Source organism: Shewanella sp. 4_MG-2023, assembly GCF_030548015.1.
Taxonomy (GTDB): domain Bacteria; phylum Pseudomonadota; class Gammaproteobacteria; order Enterobacterales; family Shewanellaceae; genus Shewanella.
In genome coordinates this window covers 1-19,699 of the sequence record NZ_JAUORL010000029.1, presented here as the reverse complement: position 1 = coordinate 19,699, position 19,699 = coordinate 1, and the positions used below count along the sequence as shown (strand labels likewise).

14 protein-coding genes are annotated in these 19,699 nt (G+C 41.8%); 6 read left to right on the top strand and 8 right to left on the bottom strand.

Annotated elements, in window-relative coordinates; all coding sequences use genetic code 11:
* Positions 1–18 precede the first annotated feature (18 nt).
* From Q4546_RS15005 to serA, 7 genes are all read right to left on the bottom strand, one after another.
* Positions 19–444 carry a nitrate reductase cytochrome c-type subunit gene (locus Q4546_RS15005; protein WP_102436743.1) on the bottom strand — a complete coding sequence of 142 codons (426 nt, stop codon included), beginning with the start codon at positions 442–444 and terminating at the stop codon, positions 19–21.
* A 101-nt stretch (positions 445–545) separates the two neighbouring features.
* Positions 546–3,029, bottom strand: a complete 2,484-nt coding sequence (gene napA / locus Q4546_RS15000; RefSeq protein WP_102436745.1) for a nitrate reductase catalytic subunit NapA — start codon at positions 3,027–3,029, stop codon at positions 546–548.
* A 373-nt stretch (positions 3,030–3,402) separates the two neighbouring features.
* A complete protein-coding gene (locus Q4546_RS14995) occupies positions 3,403–4,470 on the bottom strand; it encodes a lipocalin-like domain-containing protein (protein WP_102475375.1) in 1,068 nt (355 codons plus the stop codon).
* Positions 4,471–4,583: 113 nt separating this feature from the next.
* Positions 4,584–7,127 carry an ABC transporter permease gene (locus Q4546_RS14990; protein WP_303446515.1) on the bottom strand — a complete coding sequence of 848 codons (2,544 nt, stop codon included), beginning with the start codon at positions 7,125–7,127 and terminating at the stop codon, positions 4,584–4,586.
* Entirely contained in the window at positions 7,120–7,788 is a 669-nt protein-coding gene (locus Q4546_RS14985) for an ABC transporter ATP-binding protein (protein ID WP_303446513.1), read from the bottom strand. The genes Q4546_RS14990 and Q4546_RS14985 overlap by 8 nt, the downstream gene beginning before the upstream one ends.
* A gap of 205 nt (positions 7,789–7,993) precedes the next feature.
* The gene (gene ygfZ / locus Q4546_RS14980; RefSeq protein WP_102475336.1) at positions 7,994–8,953 is read right to left on the bottom strand and encodes a tRNA-modifying protein YgfZ; all 960 of its coding nucleotides are present in this window, start codon (positions 8,951–8,953) and stop codon (positions 7,994–7,996) included.
* A gap of 162 nt (positions 8,954–9,115) precedes the next feature.
* Positions 9,116–10,345, bottom strand: coding sequence for a phosphoglycerate dehydrogenase (gene serA / locus Q4546_RS14975; protein ID WP_102436753.1), 1,230 nt, complete (start codon positions 10,343–10,345; stop codon positions 9,116–9,118).
* A gap of 151 nt (positions 10,346–10,496) precedes the next feature.
* Between serA and Q4546_RS14970 the strand changes: the two genes are divergently transcribed.
* Both Q4546_RS14970 and Q4546_RS14965 read left to right on the top strand, forming a co-directional pair.
* Positions 10,497–11,093, top strand: a complete 597-nt coding sequence (locus Q4546_RS14970) for a DUF2238 domain-containing protein (protein WP_102436755.1) — start codon at positions 10,497–10,499, stop codon at positions 11,091–11,093.
* 256 nt (positions 11,094–11,349) lie between these two features.
* Positions 11,350–12,015: a response regulator transcription factor gene (locus Q4546_RS14965; protein WP_102436757.1), complete on the top strand. Its 666-nt coding sequence runs from the start codon at positions 11,350–11,352 to the stop codon at positions 12,013–12,015.
* A 250-nt stretch (positions 12,016–12,265) separates the two neighbouring features.
* Here Q4546_RS14965 and Q4546_RS14960 read toward each other — a convergent pair whose 3' ends face one another.
* Positions 12,266–13,729 carry a curlin gene (locus tag Q4546_RS14960; RefSeq protein ID WP_102519417.1) on the bottom strand — a complete coding sequence of 488 codons (1,464 nt, stop codon included), beginning with the start codon at positions 13,727–13,729 and terminating at the stop codon, positions 12,266–12,268.
* A gap of 680 nt (positions 13,730–14,409) precedes the next feature.
* Here Q4546_RS14960 and Q4546_RS14955 point away from each other — a divergent pair.
* The 4 genes from Q4546_RS14955 to katB all read left to right on the top strand — a co-directional run bounded on the left by Q4546_RS14955 (position 14,410) and on the right by katB (position 19,613).
* Positions 14,410–16,911 carry a S8 family serine peptidase gene (locus Q4546_RS14955; RefSeq protein ID WP_303446511.1) on the top strand — a complete coding sequence of 834 codons (2,502 nt, stop codon included), beginning with the start codon at positions 14,410–14,412 and terminating at the stop codon, positions 16,909–16,911.
* A gap of 133 nt (positions 16,912–17,044) precedes the next feature.
* Positions 17,045–17,494: a PaaI family thioesterase gene (locus Q4546_RS14950; protein WP_102436759.1), complete on the top strand. Its 450-nt coding sequence runs from the start codon at positions 17,045–17,047 to the stop codon at positions 17,492–17,494.
* A gap of 54 nt (positions 17,495–17,548) precedes the next feature.
* Positions 17,549–17,791: a YgjV family protein gene (locus Q4546_RS14945; protein WP_303446509.1), complete on the top strand. Its 243-nt coding sequence runs from the start codon at positions 17,549–17,551 to the stop codon at positions 17,789–17,791.
* 358 nt (positions 17,792–18,149) lie between these two features.
* A complete protein-coding gene (gene katB, locus Q4546_RS14940; protein ID WP_303446508.1) occupies positions 18,150–19,613 on the top strand; it encodes a catalase KatB in 1,464 nt (487 codons plus the stop codon).
* The last annotated feature ends 86 nt before the right edge of the window (positions 19,614–19,699 follow it).

Below are 19,699 nucleotides of genomic sequence, written 5' to 3'. Positions count from 1 at the left end.
CAAGCTGGATGTAGAAGCTTAGTTTGTGTGGTAATTCTCAACTAATGCTTCTTTATTATCTGCTTGTGCAACATGGCACTGAACACAAAAATAATATTTATCGTCAAATTTTCCATCGGCTTTTACGTGTGACTTGTCGATTGGCGTGGCTTTCATGCGCGCTGCCTTTTCAGTACTGTGACACGTTAAACAACCATTCTTTTTCATAGTGATAGGATAACTATCTCTATGGGGGATCATAGGTGGTTGATGCACAAATGTTCTTTCAATCGCAGTTCCGCGGCTTGGGTAAGTCGCTTTTGCATCTGCAGGAATGGTGTCAGTAATCTGTACATCACCAGCTAGTGATTTTACATTTACTGGTGCAGCAGTTTCTGCTGCTTGTTGACCTGAGCATGCGCTAAGACTGAGCACTATCGCAGCAAGGCTAAGTAATTTCTTCATGGTTTACACTCCTTCATATCCATTATTTTTTGATTAAATGGATAGAGATAAATAGTGATTCAGTGATGCTAAATTTGTTTTCAGCATCACTGTAAGTCAAATTAGGCTTTAACAATCTTCACTGGACACTTCTTGAAATCTGTTTCTTTCGATAACGGATCAGTAGCATCAAGTAATAATTTGTTGACCAGCTGTCTAGCATCAAAGAATGGCATAAACACCACGCCGACAGGTGGCTTGTTACGGCCTTTAGTTTCAACACGCGTTTTCACTTCACCACGTGGAGAAATCACTTTCACTTCATCACCATTTTTCAGGCCACGACTACTCGCGTCTTTAGGGTGCATGAATACCTGTGCATCAGGGTAAGACTTATGCAGCTCTGGTACACGAGCTGTCATACTTGCTGTATGCCAATGCTCAAGTACGCGACCTGTAGACATCCATAGGTCAAACTCTTCATTTGGCTCTTCAGCAGCGGGCTCAAATGGCAGTGCAAAAATAACCGCGCGTCCATCAGGCTTACCGTAGAAGTTATAACCTTCACCAGCTTTAACGTAAGGGTCGCTTCCTTCAACGAAACGACGAACCGTCTCGGTACCATTGACTACAGGCCAACGTTTACCGCGGTTTTCATGATAGTTGTCAAATGCATCTAAATCATGACCGTGTCCACGACCAAATTGAGCATACTCTTCAAATAACCCTTTTTGCAGGTAGAAGCCGAATGCATCGTTTTCATCGTTGTAGTCACCTTTACACTCTGATGACGGGAATTTATCAACGACACCGTTAGCGAATAAGATGTCATATAAGGTTTTTTCTGCATACTCAGGCTTTTTAGCAATTAACTCTGCAGGCCAAACTTCAGAAACTTTGAAGCGCTTAGAGAACTCAACAAGCTGCCATAAGTCAGACTTAGCGCCTTCAGGGGCTTTAACTTGTTGATGCCACATATGAGTACGGCGCTCAGCGTTACCGTAAGCACCTTCTTTTTCTACCCACATCGCAGTAGGAAGAATCAAGTCAGCAGCTGTTGCTGTCACTGTTGGGTATGGGTCTGATACCACAATGAAGTTTTCTGGGTTGCGGAAACCTGGGTAAATTTCATCGTTAATGTTTGGACCTGCTTGCATGTTATTGGTGCACATAGTCCAGTAACAGTTTAGTTTGCCATCTTTCAGCATACGGCTTTGAAGTACAGCATGGTAGCCAGGTTTTGGCGGAATCGTGCCTTCAGGTAGCTGCCATAACTTTTCAGTGATTGCGCGATGTTTAGGGTTTGCTACAACCATGTCTGCAGGCAAACGATGCGAGAAAGTACCCACTTCACGTGCTGTACCACAAGCTGAAGGTTGACCTGTTAATGAGAACGGGCTGTTACCTGGCGTGGCAATTTTACCTGTTAACAAGTGAATGTTATAAAGCATGTTGTTTGCCCACACACCACGAGTATGTTGGTTAATACCCATAGTCCATAAGCTCATGATCTTGATGTTAGGATCAGCATACGCTTTTGCCATTTCGATAAGGTTTTCAACTGGTACGCCACTCATTTCAGATGCGTATTCAGCAGTATAAGTACTGACAAATTTTGCGTATTCTTCAAAAGAGATAGGCTTAGATTTGCCGTTACCTGGGTTTTTCGCTTTCTGCTCTAGAGGATGCTCAGGGCGAAGACCGTAACCGATATCAGTCACACCTTCTGCGAAGTTAGTATGCTTGCTGACGAAGTCTTTATTAACCGCATCGTTTTGGATGATATAATTGGCAATGAAGTTCAAGATAACTAAGTCAGATTGCGGCTTAAATACCATAGGGTTGTCGGCAAGTTCGAAGCTGCGGTTTTCAAATGTCGATAACACATGGACTTTACTGCCTTCATGGCTTAAACGACGGTCAGTTAAGCGTGACCATAGAATAGGGTGCATTTCTGCCATATTGGCGCCCCAAAGCACGAAGTGATCTGCAGCTTCGAAGTCATCATAGCTACCCATTGGCTCATCAATACCAAAGGTACGCATGAATCCACCTACCGCAGATGCCATACAGTGACGGGCATTAGGATCGATGTTGTTGGTAAGGAAGCCCGCTTTGTGTAATTTAGATGCCGCGTAGCCTTCCCAGATAGTCCATTGGCCCGAGCCAAACATACCTACCGATGTAGGGCCTTTTTTGGCAATACTGGCTTTCCACTTGTCAGCCATGGTATCAAGGGCAACATCCCAGCTTACTGGGGTAAATTCACCTTCTTTGTCATACTTGCCATCTTTCATTCTTAATAATGGCGACGTAAGGCGGTCTTTGCCGTACATAATTTTAGAGAGGAAGTAGCCCTTAACACAGTTAAGACCTTTGTTGACAGGGCTTTCTGGGTCGCCCTGAGTCGCAACAACTTTGCCACCTTTGGTACCCACTAAAACACTACAACCCACACCACAGAAACGACAAGGGGCTTTGTCCCATTTTATTTCTGCAGACTGCTCTTCTGCTTGAACCATTTTTATTGGTAAAGCAAGTCCAACTGCCGAAGCGGCTGCGGTAGCTGCATTGGCTTTTAGAAACTCGCGACGGCTTATGCTCATGGTGTTTCCTCACTCTTAAATGTATGTAGACAGTATTTTTAAAACTATCTTTGTTTTTATTTACCAAGGTTTTTATTAACAAAAAACTTAACTATCATTGAGTCTAAACCGCGCATTTTTCATGGGTATACCCCAGACTGAGTATACGGGCTGTTTATTGCTGTAGATCACACTAGTAAGTGTGATCTAAAGCACATTTTTCAATTTGCTCAATTACTTAATTAGCAAATGTAAATTTAATTCTTACGGATTATTGATAGTTAATGGTAAAAGTATAGGACAGATATAGATAAATCCGTCCTATAGAAGTAGAAGCTTCTATAGGCTTTAAAAAGCGAGGAAGAGGCAAAATTAACTTTGAACATCAATGGTGCTAATAGCCCGTTAGCTCCATATATCCATTACCAGAATGACTGCCTGATACGCTGATCGGGCCTTCCCAATAAGAGATTGTCAGTGGCATATCACTGTTGGGGTTAAGTGCTTTAACGGTGACATCAATATCTTCGCTAGTAATGCTAACCTGCCAACTAATTGGATAGCGACCACTGTCAGTTTGTTGCCAGCTAAGCGGGGTAACTTTTATGTCGTTTGGGTGTGACTTACTATTAATATTTCTGCCGTTACCGTCGAAAAACATTCTGCGGGCACTAAAAAAGGCCTCACTATTACTGTTTCTTAGTTGAAAAAGCATTAGCGCAGAGCCATCATCTAAGCGAATAGAAAACCAGTCCCAGCCTTGCTGGCTTTTAGTAAGGAATTGCGAGCTCCACTCCCTATCAAGCCAAGCCTTTCCTGTGACTATTTCAGTTTTACCATCACGGTTAATAGAACCTGTTAAATCAATAAAAGGCTGGCTGTAATAGTAAGAAGCAACTTCGCCGTTAGGGCTTTTAATACTGTAGCCGTTATCGCCTTGTAGGTTCATTGGCGCGTTACTGGTTAATGATAATTGGTAGCCAAATTTTTCAGTGTTAACCGTTAAATTTGCCGGAAATAACGCATTTGTTTCACTGCGCCACTGCCAGTCATCTAACACGATGGTGAGAGGGTTAGAGCTAACATGAGCCAGTTGTGGATGGGCGCGAGACCATTTCTCTTTGGCTTGATGCTTGGATGCTGAGGTTAATGCAGCGTGTGACATAAACATTTGATTAGTAGCCCAGTTGTTTGGCGCGGCAGTATCAGCAGCAGACAACGCAATTCTGAATTGAGTCCATTGAAGCCCTAGCTCTTCACCCGCCTCAGTGGTCATATTGGCCGTTAAATACCACCACTCTTGCCTAAATTTATCATGGCTTAAATGATCTTGCGGGAAATTGAGTTGATGATCTGGCAGTACTTTGGCGTATTGCTCAAGGCTGTCAGCGTCTTGCGTTAATAGGCTGCCCATACTGGCTTTGTTATCTGACTCTGCTGTTGAATTAGGCTGACAACCCATTTGGCTCAGACAAGCTAACAGTAACCATATTGCGATAAAAGCTGACTGTCGTAGCTTTAGCACTGGGTCAATCTGTCGCTTTATGTTGGCGCTGGTTATCGGGGCGTTATACATTATAAAGCCTCTTGCTGAAGGTTATGAATAAGTGATTTACGGGTTTGCCAGTAAAGTGGGATCGCGATGGCAACGGCGCTGGTAGACAGCGCAATTAACACCACTCGGGCATAAGCTTGCCAATCCCATAGCATGGCAATACTCCAACCAAAGGCTTGTAAAGTGACTTTGTTGATAAGTAAGTAACCCAGTACAGCACCTGTTGGCAGCGCCACTAAACAGGTGAGTAATACAATAAACTGCATTTGAATGAACATCATAAATCGCAAGCGTGCTTTGCTCACCCCAAGGGCATATAGTTTGGCTAGTGGTGCTTGCCTTACTTGAGTTAGCATTAAGCATGCACTGAATAATCCAATGGCAGCCACCATTAAGGTGAGGCTATTGAGCACCATGGTGATAGAAAAGGTTTGCTTAAACATGGCTATGGCTTGCTGCTTAATTTTGGCTTGGTTATACATTTGCGCTGTTGAAATTAGCTTGCTATTAACGAGTGATTGTTCAAGCTCGTTTATATCGCCATCATAGCTGGCAGCGATACTTTTAGCTTGTTTAGGCAATTGTAATTGTTGCCATAGTGTATTACCAATTACGACCTGACCCTTAGGGTTACCATAATCAAAGAAGATAGCGCCAATGGTCACGGGGTGTTGATTCGTTTTTGCTGACATGATTGGCAATGTAAAGCTATCGCCAATTTGTAACTTGTATTTAATCGCAATGGGCTCACTTATCATCAACTGATTACCCTGAGTAAATTCAGCCCAGAAGTCATCTGATTGCTGTTTTAGCGAACTGACAATCTTAGTTGAATACAAATCGCGACTCACAAGTTCAACGGGCATATTTTGATAACTGCTATTTACTGTCCACTGTGAATATATACCAGTGACCTTAGGCTGCTTCTCTAAGAAAGACGCAATATCAGTGATGTTTTCGCTTGACGGGCGCATGTATAAATCTGCATGAAGGCGGCTTTCAAGCCAGGTTTTTAAGGTGACTTCAAAACTGCCCACTAGGGTATTCATCGAAATGTTCGCGGTTAGCGCCAATAGCATCGCCATCATGGCTAACGATAACGGCCCGATTAACTCTTTGGTTTCTGCCATCATGTATTGCCATAATCCTGCCGGAAAATACTTAGCCAAACTACTACTGACATAATGCAGTGTTAATGGCAGCAATAGTGGGATAGCGACAATAACAATCCCCATCAGTGCGAGGCTAAATTGATATTGCTCAGTAAACGGAAACAGTGCAGCGCAAATGGTTAATGCCACTATCGCGATGGCAAACAACCAGCGTTGGGTGACCAGCAAACTGCTTGCTTGATTATGTTTGGTGCCAGCTCGGGCGAGGGGTTGTTGCGTTAATTGTCGATACAGTGGCAGGCAGGCGAGTAAACCGGCAAACAAGGTTAACACTATGGCTTGGGCAAACCACTGCCATTGCCAGTTGCCGGGCATTAGCCGAGCGCCATAAAGCTGCTCTAGTGTCATGGCGACCATAGGTTGTAGCCAGACGCTGAGTTGCAGCCCCAGAATAAAGCCTAAGCTTGCACCAATGATCACCAGCACAATGAGCTCAGCGACCAGTGCTAGCATCACATTATGCTTATTAATCCCTAATTGCAGTAATTGTACTAATAATTTTTGCCGCTTCATCAAACTGTAGCGCACGCCGTTATAAGCGATAAATAGCCCTACCACAAAAGCCAGCATACTCATGGCGTTAAGGTTTAAGTGAAAACTACGGGTAAGCTCTTGTAGCGCCTGGCCTTGATCTTGTTCTGTAATACTCGCCTGTTGCTGTAATAGATTTTGACTATTGATTTGCTCAATCAGTGGCTCAGCAGGATCAAACAAAGCAATATAAGACAGCTTATTGGGTTGGTCTAATAGGATTTGCGCTAAAGAGATATCAGCGACAATGGCATTACCTAAGCCATAATCATCATCGACACTGATCACTTCGAGCTTGATAGTGTTAGCGGCTTTATCTTGTGGGTTTTTTAAATAAAACCACCCGTCTTTTGCTATGTTATCCGCTAGGGATTGGCTCATTAACAACACATTGCTGCCTGCTAATAGCTTATCCAGTGGAATATTAATGGGCGTTTTGCTCTTGGTATTCGTTTGAGCTTCAGATGAATGGTTTTGTAAGTTAACTGCAGCAAATAAATCGCTGCCTTGAATTTGCCAGCGCCGCCCCTTATCGTCGACTGCAAGGCCATTAATCACAGCTAAAGCATTACTGATCCCGCTTTGACGCAATCGGAAATAGACCTGCTCATTAATGAGTTGTTGCCCTGCGGCTGGGGTGATCAGCAAGCTTGCCCGTTGACTTAATAGTTCGGTGGCTTCGCTGTAACTTCTTACTGCATTTTCATTGGTAGACTTGACGCCTATTAGCAAGGTGACTGCGAGGAGGATACCGAGAAGAATGGCACCAGCTTGTAATGGCGAATGGCGGTAGTGGGCAAAGAAGATTTTTAGTGACAACAGCCATTGTTTGACAGTGATGTCTTGAGCCTGATTACTCATGAATATGGCCTTTTTCTAAATGCCACCTGCGTTTCATATAGCCCGCACAGGTTTCACTGTGGGTTACCATCAACACCGTGGTATTTGCAGCCATGGTAAGCTGGCACATTAGCTCCATTACTTGCTGACCTGCAGCTTCATCTAAATTACCGGTTGGCTCGTCTGCTAGTAATAATGCCGGTTTGTGGATTAACGCTCTGGCAATGGCAACGCGTTGCTGCTGACCACCCGATAAGGTTTCAACAGGTCTTGTTATAATGTCACTAATCCCAAGCTGCGTAATAAGCTCATCGCCCCAATCACTCCACTTTTGATTATTAAGCTGTAATACAAAACGGATATTATCGATAACATTAAGCGGGGTGAGTAAGTTGAATTGTTGGAAGACAATACCAAGTTGGGCGCGCCTAAACTGGCTCCATTGACTATCTTGCCACTGCGCTGCTTGTTGGTTCATGAGTTGTAACTGACCAGAATCAATTTTCTCAAAACCGGCAATGATATTAAGTAGGGTGCTTTTGCCCGTGCCGCTGGGGCCGGTTAGGGCAATAGTATCACCACGATGCAGGGATAAATCGACACAGTTAAGCACCTGATGGAGTCTATCGCCATCGTTAAAGCCTTTGGATACTTGCGATAGTTGGGTGATCACTGCTGTCATTAGCGTCTCTGGTATTACTTGTAATTACATCATCATACGACAAATAAAATTACTTAGATCGACTTTTCATTGAAATAACCCGTTTATATGTTGATTTTGAAATAATAAAAAAGGCTGAAGAATGAGAAGTAACCTCATCCATCAGCCTTTATTTAATGTTACGGTTAGCAGCCTTTGTTGGCTTTAACCCATATAACCGTTTAAGTTAATCTTCTAACGAATAAGGTAGCGGCTTCACCACTAGCTCACTTTGGTTGTCATTTTTTACTCTTAGTTTTGCATCATTTGGCGTATCGTTAGCCAATACTGCGGTTAATAGCACTTGGCCATTAAATTCAACCGCTTCGATAACTTTACCCGCTCGAAGAAAGCCATCTTCTGAGGCAATTTCAATTTGAGTTTCACTGCTGACAGTTTCAGAGGCACTACCGGATAGAATATACAGGGCGCGTTTATTACCACCGCGGTACTTCATTCTGGCAATGGTTTCTTGGCCCATGTAGCAGCCTTTTTCAAAACTAATACCGTTTACCGCCTGTATATTACACATTTGTGGTACAAACTCACTGCTGTGGTTGTCGTCAATATTGGCGTAACCGGCTTGAATTTCTAATGCTTGCCAAGCTTGGTGGCTAGATAGTGGTTGATTTGAAGCTGTGACTAATTGCTGCGCTTTTTCAGCTGATGTAATCACTATGAAGCGCTCAGCATCTTTTAAAATAATAGCGCCTTCAGCGTGAGTAACTTCATGTTCAATCCGTCCAAATTGCTGCTCAATAAACTCTGCAGCCTTCGTACCAGCAAAGCCTAAAATAACTTGCTTAGCAGTGACATCAGTTAATTCCGCTTTACTGAACACCGCATATTTCTGCCATGAGGCCAAACTTAGCGGTAATACTGATGCTGGCATTAAAATAAAAAGGCTTTCAGCAATTGTGTAGGTTCTAAAGCTAGCAATCATCTTACCCTTAGGATCGCAATGTGCGCCCCAGCGCCACTGAGTTTCTGTCAGCGATACGATATCGGTAGTGACTTGGCCGTGAATAAAGGTTTTACCTTGCTCACCGGTCACTTCAATTAAACCTAAGTGGCTTAAGTTTGAAACCAGTAAGTCGGGCGTTGAAGTTAAGTAATCCCAGTTTGGCTGTGTGGTTGCGAGTGTCATAAAATGATCCCTAAGGTGAGCAACAAAGATAAGCTTTGAGTGTAACGGAATTCAGTGAGGCTCAAAAGAAAAAGCTATCTTCAATTAATTGAAGATAGCTTTAATTCACAATTTAACTGCGAGATAAGCCTAAGGTTAAATCGTTCACCGACTTAGCTTGAATTAAAACAATACGCGGGTACGAATAGTACCTTCAATTGCTTTTAACTCGCCCAGCGCTTGTTCGGCTTGGTTTGAATTGACTTCCATGACCACGTAACCAATATCTGCAGTCGTTTGTAGATATTGCGCAGCAATGTTAATGCCTTTTTCTGAAAACGCTTGGTTAATTTTAATCAACACACCTGGACGGTTGTGGTGAACATGCAATAAGCGCGAGGTGCCTTTATGTTGTGGCAATGACACTTCAGGGAAGTTAACCGCAGACACAGTTGAGCCATTATCAGAATATTTAGCCAGCTTACCCGCGACTTCAATACCGATATTTTCTTGAGCTTCAGCAGTACTACCACCAATATGCGGGGTAATAATGACGTTATCTTGTCCACGTAGTGGGCTAATAAATTCGTCATCATTTGACTTAGGCTCAACTGGGAATACATCAATTGCAGCGCCTGCAATATGGCCTGACTTTAGGGCATCAGAAAGCGCATCAATATCAACCACAGTGCCCCGTGATGCATTGATAAAAAAGCTTTTTGAACGCATTTGTTCAAACTCTGTCGCACCAATCATATTTTTAGTTTGCGCAGTTTCTGGTACATGCAAGCTGATAACGTCTGCTTCATTCAATAGTGTTTCCATTGAATGGATTTGGCTGGCATTACCCAGTGGCAACTTGTCTTCAATATCGAAAAATACCACCCGCATACCGAGGGTTTCAGCCAAAATACCCAGCTGAGTACCTATATGGCCGTAACCAATGACCCCTAAGGTTTTACCGCGCACTTCATAGCTACCATTGGCACTTTTTAACCAACCGCCACGGTGGGCAAGGGCGTTACGCTGAGGAATACCGCGCATCAGCATGATGATCTCACCTAACACTAGCTCAGCAACACTGCGAGTGTTTGAGAATGGCGCATTAAAAACGGGTACGCCTAACTTCTCAGCAGCGGCAATATCAACTTGGTTAGTACCAATACAGAAACAGCCAATCGCGACTAGTTTTTCAGCATGGTTCAACACTTCAGCGGTTAATTGGGTGCGCGAGCGCAGGCCGACAAAGTGAGCATCTTTAATTGAGCGCAGCAACTGGTCTTCAGGAAGGGAAGCTTTGTGATATTCAATATTGGTATAACCTGCACGCTTAAGTACATCGACTGCAGTTTGGTGGACGCCCTCCAACAGCAGGATTTTAATCTTATCCTTGTCAAGCGAGTGTTTTGCCATGGTGTGGGTACCCTCTTATCAATAGTTATGCTTATGTTATGCTGACATTAATGCGCAACCAAAATAGCATTATTTATTGCCATTGTAGAGGGCTAGATGGCTAAAGACTGTGATCTTGGTTTAGAACAATATCATCTAAAGGGAATGTATAGTGAATAAGAAAGTTATATGGGTGGTTATTTTTGCTGTCGTGCTCGTTTGGTCGGTGAGTTCACCTAAAGATATGTTTACTTGGTGGTTAGAAGCACTGCCAGCATTAATCGCCTTACCCATCTTATTTTTTACCCGTAATAAATTCCCCCTAACACCCTTAGCTTACTTATTGATTTTGTTACATTGCTGCGTGCTCATGGTCGGAGCTAAATATACCTATGCCGAAGTACCACTGTTTGATTGGTTGGCTGATGTGATGGGTAGCGAACGTAATAATTATGACAAAATCGGCCATCTTGCTCAGGGGTTTATTCCGGTCATACTGGCAAGAGAGGTGATGCTAAGAAATCACGTCTTGCAACCGGGCTATTGGTGTCAGTTTCTATCAGTTTGTTTTGTATTGGCATTTTCTGCTTTTTACGAACTTATTGAGTGGTGGGTTGCAGCTGCAACAGGTGAGAATGCGGAGGCGTTTTTAGGCACTCAAGGCTATGTGTGGGATACACAGTCAGATATGTTTATGGCACTTATAGGTGGTATTAGTGCATTAGTCTTGCTCACAAAGGTACATAATAAGCAGTTAGCATCACTTTAATCAGCTACATTTATAGATCTTGTGACTGTTAAGTTTATTTTTACTTGTTTTATTTTTGGTAACGGCTTGGTTTGCGAGCACTTAATCTATTAATGAGTACTTAAGTATTGCAGAAATACTTTATGGACTAGCTAAAATGCCTTATGGGCTAGTTAAAATGTACTATTATTGCATTATGTTGTTATTATGTTATCAATGTTTCAGGAAGAAACTCGTATAGCCGAGAGATACAGAATACTTTTCAGGGAGAAAAGTGATGAATTCGAATATTGATGAATTAGTCTTCTTACACCAGGTTGCAGCGCCTTGCAACTTGGCTATTTTAGCTGAGTCGATAGGGTTAAAAACCAGGGTAGTGAAACACCCTAGTGAACTTGAAGTAGAACATAATACTAATTGTTTCTATTTGATCGCCCAAAAGGGGGCCGCGCTGGATAGCAAAGGCATTCCGTTGTTGGTATCACGGCTAGTTAATCATGTCCCTGTCGCTTTATATCAAGTTGAACGGGGCTCGTTAGATCAGGAGTCTGCACTATTGTTAGGTGTAAGAGGCTTACTTTATGCCGACCAACGTATGGATTTAATGTTGACCGGGTTACGTAAAATGGTAGCTGATGAGCTTTGGTATGATCGACCGCTAATTAGCAAAATTTTCCGCCGACTAGTACAAAAACTTGATGCTAATACAGAAATCCCCCCAGATACTATCGCAATGCTGCAAATGCTCACTAATCGTGAAAGAACCATTATTCAGCTAGTTTCAAGCGGTGCAAGGAATAAAGAAATAGCCCACAGGCTTTGCATTAGTGAGCACACGGTAAAGGCACATATCTCTTCCATCTTTAGGAAAACCCAATCTCGCAATCGGGTCGAGTTACTGCGTTGGGCACAAACTTATCAAGCCCATTTTGAGTTCGCTTAACTTAGGTTATTTACCCGCTTTAAAATAATTTAGAGATGTTATTAAGCCAGTTGCTAGCTGTAACTGGTTTTTTTGTTTGTTTCGGCAATTATTTCATCGTGTAAAATTAATTTATGAGCTTATGTCATAAAATTGCACAGAATTAGCTTAACGTAATGAAAACAATAAGCTTTGCCAGTGGAGGAGATATTAAAGTAAATATATAGGGAGCAATGTGCTCCCTATATTCAGTAAGAAAATTTTCTATAAATTAATTCTGGTAAATTGCTGCAGAATTAAAGTTTCCGGTTTGGACTACAGTGGCAATATCATTAGTGCCAATTTGCATGCCTGTAACCGTATTATCATTACCAATTTGGGTTACATTTAATGTATTCATAGTACCATCAATTGCAAAGTAACCATCATCTCCACCAACCCAGTTACCGTCGCCTAGCTGAGAAACGGTAATTGAGTGGTCATCACCAAAGGCGACTATATCAGTTAAGTTAAAATCACCTTCTTGGCTGATATCAACAGTCTGATTTGAACCGACATTTGAAATAACGGCTTCGTTATCATTGCCTGTTTGGCTCATATCAACTGTATTGTTATCTCCAACGGTTTCTGAATATGCAAAGTTAAGTTCACCTGAGGAAGTGATAGTGACCTCATTATAGAAGCCATCAGCTACAAAAGCAGTGTAGTTATCTGCACCACTTTGATCTACAGATATAACATTCTCATCACCATAAACAATAAACTCAGTTAAATTGGCATCACCAGTTTGTACGACTTCAATATCGTTAAGCGAGCCATTTAAAATAGCAATATTAGCGCCGCCCACTTGGTTACCAAAACCATCTTGACTAATAGTAACGTCATTATCGTCTCCAAAAGAAAACTCTATTGTTGCGCCGTTATTAATGCCAGTTTGGTCGATAGTAATATCATTTAAAGAGCCTGATAAGCTTGCTACTACAGCAGTGTTATCATCGCCTGTTTGGCTAAAATCGAATGTATTATTATCACCAAATACACCTAAAGCAGCACCAAAGTTGTTATCACCAAGTTGGTTTACAAATAGTTCATTACCATCGCCAGCATTTAGGCTGCCTGAATCGGAAACGATACCTGCTTGGTTATTTACACCATCTTGCATTATGGTTGCACTATTACTATTACCTTCAACAGCGAATACCGCTAAGTTAATCGCACCGTACTGGGTTACTTCTGCAGCGTTTTCATTACCAATAACTTCGATGATACTTTCGTTTTGAGCTCCATCTTGAATAACATCAGCAGTGTTACTATTACCCGTTAGCGATACGTCACTAGTGTTATAAAAGTCAGCCTGCTGAATAGTAACTTGGTTTTGGTCACCTATGATGCCAACGTTTGAAATATGCCAATCATCAACCTGGTTAGTAATGACAGAGTTTCCATTACCTTCAGAGCTAATATAAGATTCTTGCCAGTCCCCTTGCTGGGTTACCTCGGCAAACTGTAAATCACCAATTTGTGTCACGGTTGAAATATGACGCGTGCCAGTTTGGCTTACTGTGGCATCCTGCTCCATGCCCGTTTGAGTTACTGTTGCGTTAGTATTCGAAGCGAATGCCGATTTCTCTGCAGCTGTCACCTCTGGTAATGAAAGTCCTGCTGCTGAAACGGGTAATGCTAAGCTTGCTGCAATAGCAAGTGATACTAACGATAATTTCTTTTGCGATTTCATTCTACGCTCCCTGTTTAAATATAGATTTATCTGATTATTAGAAAATAATCGTTTGATAAAGTATTTCGCTTCCTAGTTAACTCATTGTGTCGCCAAAGTGCATAATTTAGCTTTAGGTAACTGAGTACTAATATGCGATCAAGAAGTAACTTCAGCGTGAACTTTTAAAGATCTAACAGTATTTGAAGCACTATAAACCCTCAATAAACACCAATAACTTAAGAGCAGGGTTTGCTTTTAAGTTTATGATTATTAACCCTAAAACTGTTTGGTTTTAGGTTGGTAGAATTTCAAATGATTCTGCTGATGCAGCGCGTTACAAGATTAACTTACGGTGCCCATTGATTTTTCTCAATCGTATAAAAGGTTAGTTTTTTTAGGGGGTTAAGATTAAACCTTTAGTGCTACAAAGGTTTAAGTTACTGAATATCATGCTTATATTTGGCTATTTTCGCTTACCACTAATATTGACTAGTCGAATAAGCCTAGTAGTTACTTACTAATTAAAGTTTCAGTGCTTTTATTGTTATACAGCTTGTGGCAACAATTTGATGGCAACAACAAATTCCGGGTTTCACTTCGTGGAAAATCAACTCGCTTTTAAAAATAGCTAATGGAAAAGCTACAGGTGCTGCATTACCGGTTCCGGGAATTATTAATGGAAGATAGGAAGCCACATCATGATTAACAAAATGTCCCCAATTGCATTAGCAGTAACATCTCTATTTGCGTTAAACGCAAGCCCTGTTATTGCTCAAGAAAGTGTAAAGTATAAAAAAGATGAAATTCTCGTTGTTTATAAAGAAAATGTGTCAATCTTTGAACGGTTGTCAGCGCAAAATCTAGTCGCAGGAACAGTCACAGATAAAAATGCTGATGGTATAGATGATAAGTTTAAATACCTATTATCTGGACGATTGGCTAAGTTATCACTTAAAAGCGGTAGTAATGTTGAAAGTGCAATTAAGTTAATTAGTAAGCATCCAGCAGTAAAATATGCCGAACCTAATTATACTTATACGGCAATTGGTATGCCAGACGATCCAAATTTCGTGGAGTTATGGGGCTTAAATAATACCGGTCAAACTGGTGGTGTTTCTGGTGCTGATATCGATGCCGTTACCGCTTGGGACACTACTACAGGTAGTGAAAATGTGGTTATTGGCGTAATTGATACTGGTGTTGATTATAATCATCCAGATCTAGTTGCAAACCTTTGGGTTAACCCTAATGAAATACCCGGAAATGGTATTGATGATGATAACAATGGTGTCATTGATGATGTTAACGGCTTTAACGCTATTACCGGAACTGGTGATCCAATGGATGGCAATGGTCATGGTACCCATGTCTCAGGAACTATTGGCGCACAAGGTAATGATGGCGTAGGTGTTGTTGGGGTTAACTGGGATGTCACTATCATTGGTTGTAAATTTTTAAGTGATAGTGGAACAGGCTCTACAGAAGCTGCGATAGCTTGTATTGATTATTTCACTAATTTAAAAGTGAACCATGGTGTTGATGTTAAAGCGACCAATAATTCTTGGGGCGGCGGCGGATTTAGCCAAGCATTAAAAGATTCTATTGAATCGGCTGGTGATGAAGGAATTTTATTTGTTGCAGCAGCAGGTAATAGCGCTGTTGATAATGATGCAAATCCACACTATCCATCAAGTTATGACTCTGATGTTGTTTTGTCGATTGCCAGTACCGATCACAATGACGATATGTCTAGTTTTTCTCAATGGGGATTAACAAGTGTCGATATGGGCGCGCCTGGTTCTGCGATTTTATCAACCCTTCCTGGAAATAGTTATGGTACCTATTCAGGTACTTCAATGGCTACACCACATATCACCGGCGCTGCAGCACTTGTGTGGTCAATAGCACCTGATATTGACCCTGTCACTATGAAGCAGTTACTAATGGATTCTGGTGATGCTAATGCAGCATTGACTGGCCTAACAGTGGCTGGAACACGTTTAAATGTCGCAAACGCACTGGCAGATGCAGATCCAGATCCATCATTTGCGTTAAGTGTCACGCCATCTTCACAATCAGTTGAAGCTGGCAGTGCCGTTAGTTATGACTTTAGTCTGGGCAGTATTGCTGGTTGGGATGATCAAGTCACGCTGTCATTTGATGTATCACCAGCATTAGAAGGCATTAGTCTTTCTGCTAACACTGCAGTAGTCGGTGACAGTTTTACGCTTGATGTTGCGACGCTTGAGTCTGCTATTTGGGGAGATTATGTCATTACCGTTCATGCTGATGACGGCATCACTTCGAAAAGTAAAGCTGTTAGCCTAGAAGTCTATCCTGCGGGATTGAATGATTTTGGTTATAGCAATGATACTCCTGTGGATATTTCGGATAATACTACTATCACCAGCACCATTGAAATCGGGGATGAATTACAAATCTTTGGCCTTGATGTGAATGTTGATATTACCCATACATGGATAGGAGATTTAGTCGTAACACTAACATCACCAAATGGCACAGAAGCTATGTTGCACAATCAAACTGGTGGCAGTGCTGATGATATTGTACAGACATGGGCAACTGAGCAATTCAATGGTGAAATAGCATTGGGTACTTGGACATTAACGGTTAGTGATTTAGCGGGTGGAGATAGTGGCTCATTAAATCATTGGGGCTTACTTTTATCGGCTCTGGGGGATGCGAGTCCTACAGCACCGGTGGCAGGCTTTGAATATGCTATTGATGGCTTAACGGTTGATTTTACCGACTTAAGTTCAGACGTTAATGATGACATTGTTAGCTATGAATGGAGCTTTGGTGACGGTTCTACCTCTTCAGATATGAATCCTACATACGCTTATGCGGCAGGTGGAATTTACTCTGTGACATTGGTGGTAACAGACAGTGAAGGTTTAACTGATACAACTGCTATGGATATCGAAGTATTTGATTACAGCATAGACGCTGCAGTTACACGTACTATGGTTTCACGTCGTGGTAGTGCGGCGGTGGACTTATCATGGAGCGGTGCAAACGGTGAAAGTGTTAATATTTACCGTGATGATGTAATGGTATCAACAACGTCGAATGATGGCCGTTACCGAGATCGTTTCACTAATGCACCAGCAGAGGTGACTTATAAAATCTGTGAAACAGACACAACATTATGTTCAGACCCAATCGTAGCTATTTTTTAGTAGTGTTAACCTAAAAAATTAAAACGAAGTTTAAAAAGGGATGGCAGCTGCCATCCCTTTTTTATGGAAATCCTTTAAAGTTAAATAGCTTGGCAGTAGACTGAATTAATTACGTATTACTGGAAGTTGATAAATGAGTATTTGGTTTAGAGAAGTCACCCTTGAAGATTGCGCTAAAATGGATAGTGGGCTCCATGGGAAGGGCACATTAATGAAAACCCTTGGTATTAAAATCACTGAAATTGGCGCAGATTATATGGTGGCGACTATGCCAGCTAACCCTTCAGTACATAACCCTTTAGGCATAGTTCATGGCGGCGCTAATGTGGCACTGGCCGAAACCGTTGCCAGTTATGCGGCTAACTTTGTGGTCGACTTTAAGCATTTTTATTGTGTTGGCCAAGAAATTAATGCCAATCACTTAAAAGCGTCACGAAATGGTGAGTTAATTGCGACGGCAAGAGCAGTGCATATCGGTAAACGTAGCTCGGTATGGGAAGTGCTAATCAATAATTCTGCAGGTGAGTTATGTTGTATTTCTCGGATGACTGCGGCTGTAGTAGCTAGAAAAGTCAGCGCTTAATAGGCAATTATTAACTACACTGAATAAAGTCAAACCCCTTAAAAGGAATCATAAATGGAAGCTGCAACACTATGGGAATGGGTGGGTTATTTAGCCTCTGCCGTGGTGGCTATTTCATTGATGATGGCTAATATAAAAAAATTACGCTGGTGGAACCTTATTGGTGCAGCGCTTTTTGTCGCTTATGGTTTGGCGATAGGTGCCATCCCAGTGGCATTAGTGAATTTTTTTATTGTATTGATTGATATTTATTATTTAATAAAACTGTATAAAGAACCTGAAGCTAGCGCAGAATAAACCCTTTACTTTTTCTTTGGTGGAGAGTATTTGTCGTTTTATCTACGTATATAGTTGCCTTTTAGTTGCACAGGTAATCAGCTTGTAAACTATTGATGCAATATTTACACTTAATTTGGTGTGAGATCAGTAATGACTCAATTGTATTTAAATATCATTAAATGGTGAGGCGAATGCTTCGCCATTTTTTTTGCTGGTGAATCGTAAAAATAGATTGTAGCAATTCATCTTAATCGTTTTTACTTTATTTTCGCTGCGGTTATTATGATTTCAATGAAACGCAGCCAGGAGAAATATCGTGGCGACAGTATTTGATTTAATTGAGCAGTGGCTAGATGCCGCAAATCAGGAGTAACAAATGGATAATAGCAATTACTTAACTAGCCAAAATGGTGCCCCAATAGCTGATGACCAAAATTCATTATCAGCAGGTGAGCGTGGTCCATTATTATTACAAGATTGGCACTTAATTGAAAAATTAGCCCACTTTAACCGTGAGCGTATTCCTGAGCGAGTAGTACATGCAAAAGGTACCGGTGTTTATGGTACTTTTACCTTAACTAAAGACCTAAGTGATTTCACCTTGGCTGATCACTTTAATGGTGTGGGCAAGCAAACTGAGACCTTTATTCGCTTCTCAACTGTTGGCGGCGAGATGGGTAGTGCCGATGCAGAGCGTGATCCTCGTGGTTTTGGTTTACGTTTTTATACTGCCCGCGGTAATCATGACATTGTGGGGAATAACACCCCGACATTCTTCTTACGTGACGGCATTAAATTCCCTGACTTTATTCATACCCAAAAGCGTAACCCGCAGACTAATTTGAAAGATCCGCAAGCAATGTGGGATTTCTGGTCATTAAACCCAGAAGCCATGCATCAAGTGACTATTTTAATGTCAGATCGCGGTATCCCAGCTAATTACCGTCAAATGCACGGCTATGGTTCACATACTTTCTCATTATGGAATGCCAAAGGTGAGCGTTACTGGGTGAAGTTCCATTTTAAATCACAGCAAGGTGTGGTGAACTTAACCTCAGAACAAGCTGATATTTTAAAAGGTATTGATCCTGACTCGTCACAACGTGACATGGTGGCGGCTATCGCCGATGGTAATTTCCCTAAGTGGGCTGTAAAAGTGCAGATAATGCCTGAAGCAGACGCCAATGATTATGCAATAAACCCATTCGATTTAACCAAAGTATGGCCACATGCAGATTATCCATTAATTGAAATTGGCGAACTTGAGTTAAATCGTATGCCAGACAACTACTTTGCTGAAGTTGAGCAAGTTGCATTAGCACCAAGTAACTTGGTTCCTGGTGTCGGCGCTTCACCTGATAAAATGTTGCAAGCGCGTTTGTTCTCTTATGCAGATGCTCAGCGTTACCGTATTGGGACTAATTACAACCAATTACCGGTAAATTGTCCTCATGCCGCTAAAGCTAACCATCATCAACGTGCAGGGGCTATGGCAGGGACACAATGCCCATATAACGGCAGTCAAACTGGTGCAGATTCAAGTGCTAATTACGGCCCAAGCACTGCAACGGCAGCACTTCAAGAGTCGTCTCAATTTATTGAGCCGCCACTAAGACTTGATGGCGAGGCTGCAAGATATAGCCGTTATGACCAAGATGACTATACTCAGGCGGGTAATTTGTACCGCATCTTTAGTGAAGAAGAAAAGCAGCGTTTAGTTGAAACCATTGCAGGTACATTGAGCCAAGCAAGTGAAGATGTGCAATTGAGAATGGTTGAGCATTTCTTAAAAGCTGATAGCGATTATGGTCAACGCATCAAAACACTTTTGGAAGCATAATGCTTGGTAATTGAGGGTGTAACAGATTCTGTGTAACTGCAATTTAGTTAATATGCTTCACAATTCTGTCTTCGAACTCAATAATA